At 63.1% G+C, this 12,990-nt stretch carries 12 protein-coding genes; 5 read left to right on the forward strand and 7 right to left on the reverse strand.

Features of this window, described 5'->3' with window-relative positions; translation table 11 throughout:
• Positions 1–177: 177 nt before the first annotated feature.
• From LHFGNBLO_RS31585 to LHFGNBLO_RS31610, 6 genes are all read right to left on the reverse strand, one after another.
• A complete protein-coding gene (locus tag LHFGNBLO_RS31585; protein ID WP_258603884.1) occupies positions 178–1,197 on the reverse strand; it encodes an isopenicillin N synthase family dioxygenase in 1,020 nt (339 codons plus the stop codon).
• A 150-nt stretch (positions 1,198–1,347) separates the two neighbouring features.
• Positions 1,348–2,004 (reverse strand): methionine ABC transporter permease, encoded by a 657-nt coding sequence (locus LHFGNBLO_RS31590; RefSeq protein ID WP_258603885.1) that lies wholly within the window; start codon positions 2,002–2,004, stop codon positions 1,348–1,350.
• Positions 1,985–3,079: a methionine ABC transporter ATP-binding protein gene (locus tag LHFGNBLO_RS31595; RefSeq protein ID WP_258603887.1), complete on the reverse strand. Its 1,095-nt coding sequence runs from the start codon at positions 3,077–3,079 to the stop codon at positions 1,985–1,987. Before LHFGNBLO_RS31595 ends, LHFGNBLO_RS31590 begins: the two co-directional genes overlap by 20 nt.
• 83 nt (positions 3,080–3,162) lie before the next feature.
• On the reverse strand, positions 3,163–4,017 hold the full coding sequence (locus LHFGNBLO_RS31600; RefSeq protein ID WP_258603891.1) for a MetQ/NlpA family lipoprotein: 855 nt from the start codon (positions 4,015–4,017) through the stop codon (positions 3,163–3,165).
• Between the two features lie 171 nt (positions 4,018–4,188).
• Complete coding sequence (locus LHFGNBLO_RS31605) at positions 4,189–4,872, reverse strand: SDR family NAD(P)-dependent oxidoreductase (protein ID WP_258603892.1); 684 nt, start codon at positions 4,870–4,872, stop codon at positions 4,189–4,191.
• Positions 4,862–5,128 (reverse strand): hypothetical protein, encoded by a 267-nt coding sequence (locus LHFGNBLO_RS31610; RefSeq protein WP_258603894.1) that lies wholly within the window; start codon positions 5,126–5,128, stop codon positions 4,862–4,864. Before LHFGNBLO_RS31610 ends, LHFGNBLO_RS31605 begins: the two co-directional genes overlap by 11 nt.
• On the opposite strand from LHFGNBLO_RS31610, the gene LHFGNBLO_RS31615 reads away from it, so the two are divergent.
• From LHFGNBLO_RS31615 to LHFGNBLO_RS31635, 5 genes are all read left to right on the forward strand, one after another.
• Positions 5,127–6,242, forward strand: a complete 1,116-nt coding sequence (locus tag LHFGNBLO_RS31615; protein ID WP_258603896.1) for an anhydro-N-acetylmuramic acid kinase — start codon at positions 5,127–5,129, stop codon at positions 6,240–6,242. The genes LHFGNBLO_RS31610 and LHFGNBLO_RS31615 overlap by 2 nt on opposite strands.
• Before the next feature lie 255 nt (positions 6,243–6,497).
• Positions 6,498–7,532: a phosphate ABC transporter substrate-binding protein PstS gene (pstS, locus tag LHFGNBLO_RS31620; RefSeq protein ID WP_258603898.1), complete on the forward strand. Its 1,035-nt coding sequence runs from the start codon at positions 6,498–6,500 to the stop codon at positions 7,530–7,532.
• A gap of 94 nt (positions 7,533–7,626) precedes the next feature.
• Positions 7,627–9,357: a Na/Pi cotransporter family protein gene (locus tag LHFGNBLO_RS31625; protein ID WP_258603899.1), complete on the forward strand. Its 1,731-nt coding sequence runs from the start codon at positions 7,627–7,629 to the stop codon at positions 9,355–9,357.
• Between the two features lie 121 nt (positions 9,358–9,478).
• On the forward strand, positions 9,479–10,468 hold the full coding sequence (locus LHFGNBLO_RS31630) for a DUF808 domain-containing protein (RefSeq protein ID WP_258603901.1): 990 nt from the start codon (positions 9,479–9,481) through the stop codon (positions 10,466–10,468).
• 43 nt (positions 10,469–10,511) lie between these two features.
• Entirely contained in the window at positions 10,512–11,585 is a 1,074-nt protein-coding gene (locus LHFGNBLO_RS31635) for a proline racemase family protein (RefSeq protein WP_258603902.1), read from the forward strand.
• Between the two features lie 93 nt (positions 11,586–11,678).
• On the opposite strand, the gene LHFGNBLO_RS31640 is transcribed toward LHFGNBLO_RS31635, so the two are convergent.
• Positions 11,679–12,941: an ABC transporter substrate-binding protein gene (locus tag LHFGNBLO_RS31640; RefSeq protein WP_258603903.1), complete on the reverse strand. Its 1,263-nt coding sequence runs from the start codon at positions 12,939–12,941 to the stop codon at positions 11,679–11,681.
• Between the last annotated feature and the right edge of the window lie 49 nt (positions 12,942–12,990).

Here is a 12,990-nt window from a genome sequence, read left to right on the forward strand (position 1 = left end):
AATGCGGCCCGGCCAAAAGAAGGTCAAAACCTTCAGAGGGGAACACCGTTCAGTGGAATGGGAGGAAACCACCGAACGATTTTACCTGTTTGCGCTTATTCGCGGCCTTTTGCGACGAATGGAATTCCAAAAGTCGGCGGAAAAAGGAAAATTCCTCTCCTGTTTTCCGACGATGCCTCAGGCGGCTGAAATTCCCGTTTCGAGCAGGTCGGCATAATGCCGGCGCGCCACGTCGGGATGGGAACGCAGGCGGCTTTTCAGCACGTTGGTTCCGACATTGCGAAACAGCGGATTGTCCGGGTCGCTCGCCGGTCCGCGCGCCTCGGCCGCCAGTTCTTCGGGCAAGGTCAGCAACGGGATCGTCGCGTCGAGCCGGGCGCTGAAGAAGAAAGGAACGGAGATCCGTTCGACGCCGGGAGGCGGCGTGACGACGCGGTGAACGGTCGCCTTGAGATAGCCGTTCGACGCCAGTTCGAGCAACTCGCCGATGTTGACCACCAGCGTATCGGGAAGCGGGTCCACATTCACCCAGCTGCCGTCATACTCGACCTGCAGCCCCTTGTTCTCATCCTGCAGCAACAGGGTCAGGAAGCCGCCATCCTTGTGGGCGCCGACGCCCTGGTCATCGCCGGTCGCATCGCGGCCGGGATAGCGCACGATCTTCATGCGGTGGTTGGGTTCATCTTCGTAGATCGGGTCGAAGGCGTCCTCGGCCTGGTCGAGCGCCAGCGCGAAGGCCTTCAGCAAGCGGATCGCAACCGCGGTTGCCTTGGTCTGCCATGCCAGCAGCGCCGGCTTCAGCTCCGGTAGCGCCGCAGGCCACTGGTTCGGCCCTTGCAGCCTCGTCCAGGCGGGCACATCAGGCCCTTGCGCGATTGCCTGTCGCTCGACACCGATGTCGAGTTGCTCGCGCCAGTCGGCCTTGCCCTTGGTCAGTTCGCCGCCGGCGCGCGTATAGCCACGGAATTGCGATGACTTGACCATTTCGATCGCCAGCTTGTCGGCCTCCGGCAAGGCAAAGAAGCGGCGCGAGGCATCGAGCACCTCTGCGGTGTCCGGAGCCGATATGCCGTGGCCGCTGAGATAGAAGAAGCCGACATCCCTGGCTGCCGTGCGCAGGTCGAACAGAAAGGTTCGTCGCTCCGACGCGCCCTGTTCAAGACGGCTGAGATCAAGCACGGGGACGATCCTTGGCATGGTCAAGTTCCTTCTTGTCGTTCCGCCCTAAGGTGGCACGCAGACTATTCCGATCAAAGCAACGCGCGATCCAATCTCCAAGCAAATGGCAGAACGTCAGCACCCCATTTTGCTGCCTGCAGGCAAATAACGTTCAGACGGATACTTCTCTCATGTCCGGTGGTCCAGCCTTGCGACCAGCCGGTCGCCGGCCCACTGGATGCCGCAGACCAGGATGATCAGCACGATGACCACGGCGACCATGATGCTGGTCTCGAAGCGCTGATAGCCATAGCGAATGGCGAGGTCGCCGAGCCCGCCGGCACCGATGGCACCCGCCATGGCGGAAGCGCCGATCAGTGTCACCAGCGTCACCGTGAAGCCGGCGACGATGCCGGGCAAAGCCTCAGGCACCAGGACCTCGCGGATGATCGTCCAGCGGTTGCCGCCCATGGCGCGCGCAGCCTCGATCAGCCCGTGATCGACCTCGCGCAACGACACTTCGGCGATGCGGGCATAGTAGGGCGTGGCGGCAATCGACAGCGGCACGATGGCCGCCCAGGTGCCGATCGAGGTGCCGACGATCAGTCGCGTCACCGGGATCAGCGCCACCAGCAGGATGATGAAGGGGACCGAGCGAAAGCCGTTGATGACGGCGCCAAGGGCGCGGTTCACCCACAGGCTTTCGGCGATGCCGCCGCGGTCGGTGGCGACCAGCGCCAGGCCGAGCGGCAGGCCGAAAACCAGCGAGATGAGGCCGGAGGCGGCCGTCATCAGGATGGTTTCCCAGATCGAACCCAGCAGAAGCTCAAACAGAACCGGCGACATGGCCAAGCACCTCCACCCGCGCCTGGCGGGATTTCAAGAACGCGATCACTTGCAGCAGATGATTTGCATCGCTGCCCGGGACCGCCAGGAACAGCGTACCGACGGGCTGCTGCTGGACATGGTCGATGCCGCCATGCAGGAGGCGGAAGGGACCGGGCACGGCAGTGGTGAGGTCGGACAGCAGCGGGCCGCGCGCTGCCTCGCCGGCGACGTCGATCCTGAGGATCGCCTCGCCACCATCTGCCTGCGTCAGCCGGCTTTCGATCTCCGCCGGCAGTTGCGGTCGGATGCCGCCGAGCAGGCTGCTTGTGATCTCGGAGCGCGGGTCGGCGAAGACCGACCAGACCGGTCCTTCCTCGACGATCCGCCCGGCGTCGATCACCGCGACGCGATCGGCAATCGAACGGATCACCTCCATCTCGTGGGTGATCAGCAGAATGGTCAGGCCGAGCTGCCGGTTAATGTCTTTCAGCAAGGCAAGGATGGAGCGGGTCGTCTCCGGGTCGAGCGCCGAGGTTGCTTCATCGGAGAGCAGCAGCGCCGGGCGCGCCGCAAGCGCCCTGGCAATGCCGACACGCTGCTTCTGGCCGCCCGACAGCGACGACGGATAGGCTTTTGCTTTCTCCGACAGGCCGACGAGATCGAGCAGTTCGGCCGCGCGCGCGAGGCGCTCGGCCCTGGGGCGGCCTTCGATCTTGAGCGGCAGTGCGACATTGTCCTCGACGGTCTTGGCCGAAAGCAGGTTGAAGTGCTGGAAGATCATGCCGATGCGCCGCAGCGGCTGCAGCTCGCGTTCGCCGAACCGGCTGATCTCGCGGCCTTCGATGAAGACCTGGCCGGAATCGGGCCGTTCCAGGCCGTTGAGGCAGCGGATCAGCGTCGACTTGCCGGCGCCGCTGCGGCCGATGATGCCGAGGATCTCGCCCTTGCGCACGGTGAGCGAGACACCGTCAAGCGCCGGCGTGGCACCGAAGCGACGCTTCAGGTCAGTGAGACGGACAACATCTTCAAGCCCGCGAGGATGGCTGACCGCCGGATCGGCTATTTCGGCAGATGCCGTGAAATGCTGGTTCATCGAGCTTCCTGTTCCGGCGCTCCGCAAATGCGATGGCGGCCCGCTCTGTTGCGGACCGCCTGTTTCTGCCAACCATGCCCCGATCAATAGGCGCTGATCCCTGTGCCCTTGTAGACCTTGTCGAACTCGGCCTTCACCGCCTCGTTCTGATAGGACGCCACCAGTGTCTTCACCCAGGCCTCGTTCTCATTGCCGGCCTTGACCGCGATGAAGTTGCGGTAGGGATTGTCGGCGACGGGCTCCTGGGCGATGCGGTTTTCCGGGCCGAGGCCGCTCTTCAGCGCCCAGTCCGTATTGACCACGGCCGCATCGAGATCCTCCACCGAGCGGCCGACAATGCCGGCGTCGAGTTCCTTGATGACGACCTTCTTGGGATTTTCGGCGATGTCGACGGTCGTCGCCAGGATGCCGGTGCCGTCCTTCAGCTTGAGCACACCCTCGTTCTGCAAGACGCGTAGCGCCCTGCCTTCGTTGGAGGGATCGTTCGGCAGACCGATGACCGCGCCCTCGGGCAGGTCGGCGACCTCTTTGTATTTCTTCGAATAGAGGCCGATCGGCCAGACGCCGGTGTAGCCGACCGGGACGATATGATAACCCTGCGTCTTGATCTGGTTGTCGAGATAGGGCTTGTGCTGGAAGGCGTTGGCGTCGATTTCGCCACGCTCGAGCGCCTCGTTGGGCTGGGTGTAGTCGTTGAACACCACGGTCTCTACGGTCAGGCCTTTTTCGGCCGCCTGAGCGACAACGACGCGCCAGACATCCTCGTCCTCGCCGCTGATGATGCCGACCTTGATCGCCTTCTTATCCTCGGCGAACGACTGATTGGGCGCTGCCAAGCCGACAAGCGTGACGGCTGAGGCAACAAGTACCGCAAGGGCAGCACGCCGGCTGATTGCCGATGAAAGATGAGCTTTGGAAGCGTTTCCGCGTTCGAACATTGTCGATCCCTCGTAATCCTGAAGTCATATCGGCGAGGCGGAATGCCAAACCTTGACGACATCATCGGCAATGCTGTTTGCCGGATCAAAGAACCGCATTTCTTCTCAAACACCGAGCCAGGAATATTCTCTCAAAGATTCCACACTTGCGAGAACGGCACGCCGGGCCGATCAGAACGTCTCGACCCAAGGCCGAAGCTCGACCTCGAAACTCCAGGCGCTGCGATGCTGACGATGAACAGCGAAATAGGTCTCGGCGATCGCATCGGGCGACAGCTGGCTATCCGGCCGGTCGGGTTTTTTTCCGGACGGCTCGATCTGGCCGTCAATGATGAAATGCGCGACATGGATGTTCTTCGGCGAAAGCTCGCGCGCCATGGACTGCGCCAGGCCGCGCAGGCCGAATTTCGGCATGGCAAAGCCGGCCGAGCCTGGAAAGCCCTTGATGCTGGCGGAGGCGCCGGTGAACAGGATCGAGCCGGAGCCGCGGACAAGCAGCCGACGCGCCGCCTGCTGGCCGACCAGGAAGCCACCATAGGCGCCAACCAGCAAGGCCTGCTTGACCGCATCGGGATCGATCTCGGCGATCGGTCCGCGCGTGCGCCCGCTGGCATTGAACACTGCAAGTGCCAGAGGGCCGGCCTTGTCGGCGGCCTCGAACAGGCTGGCGACGGAGGCCGGATCGGCGACGTCGGTTTCGACGGCCAGCGCGCCGGTCTCCTCGACCAGCGGCGCGAGCTTGCCGGTGTTGCGGGCGGCCAGCACCACCCGAAACCCTTCCCTGGTCAGAAGGCGCGCCAGCGAAGCGCTCAGGCCCGCGCCCGCGCCGGCGATCACTGCGACTTCAGATGTCATGTCGTTCCTCCTTGCGATATGCGTGTGGACATTCGGCCCGATGCCGATGTCCTTGGTCACACAGGCTCGCGCCTTCGACGGCAAGAGGCAAGAACGGGGTTGCTCCATTTTCACCGTCTTGCGAAAAACGCTGCCGGCAGGTTCCGCGCGATCCGATGTCGGCGAAGGTCTTGCCTGACGAGCCGATCCGTCCGACACGTGAATCCAGAAGGAATCGCAACACTGCTACAGCGGTGTCGTAGAGGAACTTGACCATGGAACCAATCTGGGCCGTCGGCCTGATGACCGGCACCGTTCTCGACGGCAATATCGACGTCGCGCTGATCAAGACCGACGGCGAGCGCATCGAGGATTTCGGCACCTATACGCTGGCCCCCTACCCCACAGCGATTCGCACCCTGCTGGAGGAGACGTTGCGCCAGGCGAGGATCTGGAACTTCGACGGACCGGAGCCGGCGATCTTTGCCGAAGCCGAAGAAGCGCTGACGCGCGCCCAGTCCGTGGCGGTGAAGAACCTTGTCGAAAGCTACGGCCTGACCATGGCCGATATCGGCGTCGTCGGCTTCCATGGCCAGACCGTGCTGCATCGCGCCCCGCAACCCGGCCGGCTCGGTGACACCCGCCAGCTCGGCGACGGCGAACTGATGCATGCCATACTGGGAACCAAGGTGGCCTACGACTTCCGTTCGGCCGATATACGCGCCGGCGGGCAAGGCGCGCCGCTGTCGGCGGCCTATCACGCCGCGCTGCTGCGTGATGCCGATGCCAGCGGCGACACGGCGGTGCTCAATCTCGGCGGCGTCGCCAACATCACCTGGTGGGACGGCAAGGACAATGTCGTTGCCTTCGACACCGGACCGGCCAATGCGCCGCTCAACGATTTCATCAAGTCGAAAGGGCTCGGCGAAATGGATCGCGACGGCGCGCTGGCCAGGGCGGGAACAGTGGATGAAGCCCGGCTGTCGAAATTGCTGCAGCACACTTATCTGACCAAGCTCTACCCGAAATCGCTGGACCGTTTCGATTTCGGCGCGGCGATGGCGGACGGCATGGATGCCGAGGACGGTGCGGCGCTGCTGACGGCGTTCACGGCTTCTGCCGTCGGCAAGGCGCTCGATCTGTTGCCGCACCGGCCGAAGACGCTGGTGGTCAGCGGCGGCGGCCGCCACAACCCCACGATGATGGCCATGCTTGCCAGCCGCGCCGGTGTCGAGGTCGTGCAGGCCGAGGCGCTCGGCTGGAAGGGTGACGCGGTGGAGGCGGAGTGTTTTGCTTTCCTGGCGGTGCGCGTGCTCAGAGGCCTGCCGATCAGCTTCCCGAGTACAACCGGCGTGCCGCAGCCGATGCGCGGCGGACGGCTCGCCGGTTAGAGTAACGACGATGCCGGGTTTTGTCCCGGTTTGACGTAACCGAAAAGAATCCCGCGCAGGGATTCCTGTCATCCAATCGTTAAGAAAAATTAATACAAATTACCAGTGATCTTGTCTTTGGCCGGCGCCTCATTTCACCGGGCGCATAACTATTGATGTGTCCGCCAGACCGGCGGCGGCAATACAATCAGGATTCTATTTATGTTTTCAACAAATTTAGTGTCATTGCGCGGTACCTGGGCGGCGGTTTCAAAATTGGCAGGTGCCATAACGCTTGCCGTGGCCATCGTCGGGACCGCGGCGCAGGCTGAGCCTATTCGCGGTGCCGGGTCGACCTTGGCTGCGCCGATCATCGGCAAATGGGCGACGGCATACAAGAATGCGCGCGCCGACGGCGGCGACTTCTTCACGCTGGACTGGAGCGTGGACTATGAGCCGGTCGGCTCTCTAGCCGGCCTCATGCGGCTTGCGCAGCCCGAACTGGATTTCGCGGCCACGGATGTTCCCGTGCCGCCGAGCGACCTCGCCAGGAATGGCCAGCAGCAATTTCCGATCGTGATGGGCGGCATCGCGGTGGTCACCAATCTGGACGGCTTGCCGGAGCAAGGCCTGCGCCTCTCCGGCCCTGTCATCGCCGACATCTATCTCGGCAAGATCAAGTCCTGGTCCGATCCCGCGATCAAGGCGCTCAATCCCGGAATAGCCCTGCCCGATCTGGCCATCAGCGTCGTCCATCGGCAGGACGGCTCCGGCTCGACCTATGTCTTCACCGAGTTCCTCTCGTCCAGCAGCGAAGAATGGAAGACCAAGCTCGGAGCCGACACGCTGATCGAATGGCCGCTTGGGACTGACGCCGAAGGTACCAAGGCTCTGATTCGTGCCGTGGCGGCGACCAAAGGGGCGATCGCCTACGCCGAATACGGGCAGGTGCTGCGCGCCGGCCTTCCCTTCGCAGCGGTGCAGAACAAATCGGGTAGTTTCGTCAAACCGGATCCGCAAGGCGTGCAAGCAGCGGCCAATTCCGTTGCCTGGGAGGAAACGACTGACTTCTTCGCTTCGCTGACCGATCGCAGCGGAGATGCCGCATACCCGATCAGCACGGCGGTGTTCGCCGTCGTTCAGGTCTCGGGCCGTTCGGAACATCGCTATCGCCGCGTGCATGATCTTTTCCGGCTCGCCTTCGCACAAGGTGCTGGCGACGCCACCGCGCTCGGCTATGTGCCGCTGCCGAAAGCGCTTGTCGAGCAGATCGAGCAGTACTGGGCAAAGCAGGTGCCTGTCGGAAACTGAGGTGGGCGCCGCTCGGTGCCGGGCTGCTTCGCGCAGCAATTGAGCTGAACTTCGTGTCGCGTCGCATTGGCGACTTGTTGGGGGATTGCGTGAAATGGACATAGATATCTTCAAGGACATCCTGGTGCCGGTGATCGGCGGATTGGGCATCTTCATGCTCGGTCTGGACTTCATGGCAAACGGCATCCAGGCGCTCTCGGTCAACCGGATGCGCGACTTTCTTGCCAAGGCAGCCGGAACGCCGGTCAAGGGCGTGCTGGCGGGAACGCTGATCACGGGCGTGATCCAGTCGTCGACCGCGATGAGCGTCATGGTCGTCGGTCTGGTCAATGCCGGTGTCATCGCCTTGAGGCCGGCGATCAGCGTGATCATGGGCGCCAATATCGGCACCACGCTTGGCAACGGACTCATCGCCCTGCCGCTCGGTCCGCTCGGTCTGATCCTGGCCGGCGTGTTCTCGCTGGTCTATTGCTTCGCCAAGAGCGAAAAGGTGAAGAACATAGCGCTCGCCTGCATGGGTTTCGCGCTGATCTTCTACGGCCTCAATCTGATGACTGGCGGACTGCGCCCGCTTCGCAACCTGCCCGAAGTCATGGCGCTGCTGCAAACCCTCACGGCCGACTCTTACCTCAACCTTCTCAAATGCGTGTTCATTGCTGCCGGCGTGACCGCCATGATCCATTCGTCCTCTGCGACCATCGGCATTGTGATGGGCCTTGGCGCGGCTGGCATTCTCGACTGGACAACCGCCGTCGCCTTTTCACTCGGCGCCGATCTCGGCACCACGATCACATCGTGGATGGCTTCGCTCAACCTTTCGAAGAATGCCAAGCGGACCGCCTATGCGCATATATCGTTCAACATCATCGGCGTGTGCATCACCATCCCGCTGTTCTTCGTCTCCATCCAGGTCCTGGGTTGGGCCATGCAGTTCTTTGGCGGCGATCCGGCCGTTGCGGTGATCGTCGACGGCAAGGAGACCTTTCCCCTGGTGCCGGTGGCGGTCGGCCTCTACTCGACCTTCTTCAACGTCTTCAACACATTGTTGCTGTTCCCTTTCATCGGTGTGTTCGAGCGCGTGCTGTCGCGTGTCGGTCGCACGGATGCCGAGGACGCGGAGGATTTCTCGACACCGAAATTCCTCGACCGCAAGCTGGCCAGTGATTTTGCCAAGGCCATTCCCGCCGTTCAGCAGGAGACGGCGCGTCACCTCGAAGCCGGTGCAATGTTCCTCGACATCGCACGCTCTTCCAAGAAGGCGCCGTCGGATCCGGGCGAGCACTATCTCGCAACCGACATCCTCAGCCGCGACATTCGTTCCTACACGGCTTCGCTGATGAAGGAGGATTTGCCCTATGAGCAACTCGATCTGATCGCCAGCCTGATCGAGGAAGCCGACTTCACGGCTGCCTTGACGGAATCGATGCATCAGGTGGCGCGCCGCGTCAAACGCGAGAAGTTCAGCAACCCGGCACAAGCCATCGTCGACGTAGCGTTGAACAAGCTCGATACCTCGCTGCGCGAGATCCTGCCGACCTACGGCATCTCAAACCCGCAGATGCCGGCCGGCCATGTCAATCTGCCGGAGGTCGAGGAACTGCGTGCCCGCACGCTGGCGCTCGGACCGAATGCTGGTGCCGCCGAACGCGGCACGATCCTGGCCCTGCTCGGTTCGATCGAGCGTGCGGAAATCCTGATCCACCGCATCGATGCCGAGCGCAAATCCGTCAACCGGCAAAGCGTGCTCGCCCGTGCGTCAGCACGCCGGGAAGCCACGTCGCGCTCCATGGGAGACACCGGCTTCAGCGCGGTACCGGCCGAGTAACGGCCAAAGACGGCAGAACAAACGACCAGAGCGGCATCGCCATCTTGCGATGCCGCTCTTTTTCCGACCTCGCAATGACACTCCCTTCCGCATTGTCTGCAACAGAGCTAAGTGAAGGACCATGAGTGTTGGTCTGCTCGCCCTTCTCGATGATGTCGCAGCGCTGGCGAAGGTCGCAGCGGCGTCGCTGGACGACATTGCCGGCCAGGCCGCCAAGGCGGGCGCCAAGGCAGCCGGTGTGGTCATCGACGATGCCGCCGTCACGCCGCGCTACGTCACCGGTTTTGCGGCGGCGCGCGAATTACCGATCATTCGCAAGATCGCTTTCGGCTCGCTCAAGAACAAGCTCTTGATCCTGCTGCCGGTGGCGCTCGCGCTCAGCCTGTTCCTGCCGCAAGCCATCACGCCGCTGCTGATGATCGGTGGCGTCTATCTCTGCTACGAAGGCGTCGAAAAGATCTACGAACTCGTCGTGCCGCATGCCGCGCACAAGCATGAGGCCGAACTCGGCTCGATCGATCCCGGCGCACAGTCCTTCGAAGACCAGAAGGTGGCAAGCGCGATCAAGACGGACTTCATCCTTTCGGCCGAGATCATGGCCATCACGCTGGGCTCGGTTCCCGACAGCGGCTTCGCGACGCAAGCCGTCATTCTGGCTGTGGTGGGCGTGGGCATCACAGTTGCGGTCTATGGCGCGGTCGCTCTCATCGTCAAGGCCGACGACCTCGGTCTGGCGCTGGCCGGCATGACATCGACCTCGCCGATCGGCGGGCTGGTGCGCGTCACCGGTCGGATGCTCGTTCTCGGCATGCCCTATTTTCTGAGGGTGCTCGGCATCATCGGCACCGCGGCGATGATCTGGGTCGGCGGCGGCATCGTCGTGCACGGCTTCGAGACCTATGGTTTCGGGGGCCTCGGTCATCTCATCCACGACGCTGCCGAGATGGCGGCGCACAGCCTTCCCGCGGCCGGTGGACTGGTCAAATGGCTGGTCGAGGCGACGGGCGCCGGCCTGGCCGGGATTGCAATCGGGCTCCTCACCATCCCTGTGATCAGCTATTGCATTTCGCCACTATGGCGTCAGTTCAAGCCCAAGCCCCGCAGGGCCTAGCCGCTCGTGCTTGACGGATAGCTGCCATCCCAAGGGAGACGCAATGGATCTGACCCGCCCCTTTGATCTGCCGTCACTGTCCCGGATGACGTCTAGAATGCTGGAGGTGGTGGACTCGCACACCTGTGGCCAGCCGACTCGGGTCGTCATCGCCGGCGCCGATCTGGCGCCGGGGCTGGATCCAAACGAGGCGCGCGAACTGTTGCGGGCCAAGCGTGATTGGGTGCGGCGGGTCTCGGTGTTCGAACCCCGCGGCCATCGCTCGATGTTCTCGGTTGCGCTTATCGCACCGGCCAGCCCAGGCGATGACTACGGCGTCGTCTACATGGACGCGGCGACCTACCCGGACATGTGCGGTCACGCGACGATCGGTGCCGCGACGACGCTGATCGAACTCGGGTTGGTTGGGCCGATAATGCCGGGGTACGACGGCGCCTTCGAATTCGGGTTGCGTACGCCTGCAGGCCGCGTCGAACTGCGCGCCACATTGAAGAACGGGCGCTGCGAGGCTGTGGCCTTCCGGCTCGGCTTTGCGTTTTATCTATGCTCGCTGGAACTGCGGCTCGGCGACGACCGAACCGTGCCGGTCCACATCGCCCATGGCGGCCAATGGTACGCCTTCATCGACGTGGCGGCCGCGGGCCTTCGTGTCGAAGCGAATGCGATCGATGCGCTGATTGTCGCCGCGCAAGACATCCGGGCCAGGATCGCGGCGCAACTGACGTCAGCCGATCCGCGCAACGGCAAGCCGCCTGTGGTCGGCAACATCGTGTGGACCGACACACCGCGTGATCCGCAGGCGACAGGCTTCAACGTACCGGTGTCGGCGGCAGGGTCGTTCGATCGCTCGCCATGCGGAACCGCGACCTGCGCGCGCATGGCGGCGCTGGTCGCGCTGGGGCAACTTGAAATCGGCCAATCCTTCGTCAACGAGGGGTTGATGGGCACGCTCTATCGCGGCATGCCGGTCAGTCCAGGGGTTCAGAACGGCATTGGCGGCATCGTTGCGCAAGTCGAGGGAAGCGCCTGGATCACCGCCCATTCGCGGCTGCTCGTCGATGAACGCGATCCGCTCGGCAACGGTTATCTGGTCGGTGGCGGTGCAGCGGTTCTGTAGACGGCAAAGGCATCCACGCCCGAGACATGGCTGCCCTCGCATGAGAACCCCGGATCTCTCGATCCGGGGTTCTTTGTATCTGCGAGGGAGAACTTATTTGTTCAGCGTCGCCTGCAAGGCGTTGACGTCTTCCGTGGTCATTTCGCCGTCGGTCGTCACCTTGCCATCGACGATCTTCCAGAGGCGGAACGGGCCGGTGATATCGCCATATTTGTCGAAGGCGACCGGGCCGATGACACCTTCGTAGCGGATCGGCTTGCCGTCCTTGATCAGGCCGAGCGCCTTGGCAAACTCGTCCTTGCCGGCAAAGACCGGTGTACCCGCCGGGTCGACAGCCTTGTACATCGCGTCCTTGATCTTGGCCGGATCCTCGGAGCCGGCGATGGCGATGGCCAACCCGACGATGGCGCCGGCATCATAGGAACGGTCGGCCGCCGGGTTCGTTGGTTCGATGCCGGAAAACTCCTTGTAGTTCTTGGTGAAATACTCGGTCGAGGCGGTCGGGCTGGTACCGGAAGACGTGCCATAGGCGTCCTTCAAGTAGTCCGCGCCGACGGATTCGATGAAGTCCGGGCTGTTCATGCCGTCATTGAGCAGGAATTTCTGGACGCCGCCTTGCGAAATCCAGGCACGGGCGATGGTCGCGCCATCGACAGGCGTGCTGACGAGATAAAGCCCGTCCGGCTCGCCGGCCATCGCCGCCGTAACTTCCGAAGCATAGCTCGACTGCTTTTCGTTGTAGGGCGTGTCGGAGACGATGGTGCCGCCGAGCGCCTTGTAGGCGCGCGAGAACTCCGCCGCCATGTTGACGCCGAAGTCGTTGTTGACATGGATGATCGACAGCTTCTTGAAGCCCTTGTCGATGGCATATTTGCCGGCGGCGACACCCTGCAGCGCATCCGAAGTGATGGTGCGGAAGAAGATGCCGTTGGTCTTGCCATCGCGGCCGAGCGCCGTCAGCGTCGGCGAGGACGAGGCGGGCGAGACCTGGACGATCTTGGCCGGCGCGGTGACCGAGGTCAGGATCGGGATCGACACCGAGGAGATGATGCCGCCGATGATCACCGGCACCTTCTTGACCTGCACGAGCTGGGTCGCGGCGTCGACCGCGATGTTGCCCTGGCTCTGGCTGTCGCGCGTGTCGGTGGCGAGATCGCAGCCGCGCACGCCGCCGGCGGCATTGATGTCGCGAAAAGCCATCTCGACCGACTTGGCGCCGGCCTGACCATATTCGCCAGCCGGGCCGGTCAGTTCCATGACCAGGCCGACGGTGATCTTGCAGTCGGCGGCTTGCGCAGCACCGGCTGCCGTCAGCAAGGCAAGCGCGGTGGTGATCTGGAGTATCGTCTTTGTCATTGTTGTTCCCCTTTCGTTACTCGACTCTGATTTCTTCTCTGGAGCCTGT

It is taken from the genome of Mesorhizobium sp. AR10, assembly GCF_024746795.1.
GTDB lineage: Bacteria > Pseudomonadota > Alphaproteobacteria > Rhizobiales > Rhizobiaceae > Mesorhizobium.

Coding starts and splice junctions, on each gene's coding strand:
- LHFGNBLO_RS31585 (WP_258603884.1), bottom strand. CDS start 1,197: ATGCCAAGGATCGTCCCCGTGCTTGATCTCAGCCGTCTTGAACAGGGC.
- LHFGNBLO_RS31590 (WP_258603885.1), bottom strand. CDS start 2,004: ATGTCGCCGGTTCTGTTTGAGCTTCTGCTGGGTTCGATCTGGGAAACC.
- LHFGNBLO_RS31595 (WP_258603887.1), bottom strand. CDS start 3,079: ATGAACCAGCATTTCACGGCATCTGCCGAAATAGCCGATCCGGCGGTC.
- LHFGNBLO_RS31600 (WP_258603891.1), bottom strand. CDS start 4,017: ATGTTCGAACGCGGAAACGCTTCCAAAGCTCATCTTTCATCGGCAATC.
- LHFGNBLO_RS31605 (WP_258603892.1), bottom strand. CDS start 4,872: ATGACATCTGAAGTCGCAGTGATCGCCGGCGCGGGCGCGGGCCTGAGC.
- LHFGNBLO_RS31615 (WP_258603896.1), top strand. CDS start 5,127: ATGGAACCAATCTGGGCCGTCGGCCTGATGACCGGCACCGTTCTCGAC.
- LHFGNBLO_RS31610 (WP_258603894.1), bottom strand. CDS start 5,128: ATGGTCAAGTTCCTCTACGACACCGCTGTAGCAGTGTTGCGATTCCTT.
- LHFGNBLO_RS31625 (WP_258603899.1), top strand. CDS start 7,627: ATGGACATAGATATCTTCAAGGACATCCTGGTGCCGGTGATCGGCGGA.
- LHFGNBLO_RS31630 (WP_258603901.1), top strand. CDS start 9,479: ATGAGTGTTGGTCTGCTCGCCCTTCTCGATGATGTCGCAGCGCTGGCG.
- LHFGNBLO_RS31635 (WP_258603902.1), top strand. CDS start 10,512: ATGGATCTGACCCGCCCCTTTGATCTGCCGTCACTGTCCCGGATGACG.
- LHFGNBLO_RS31640 (WP_258603903.1), bottom strand. CDS start 12,941: ATGACAAAGACGATACTCCAGATCACCACCGCGCTTGCCTTGCTGACG.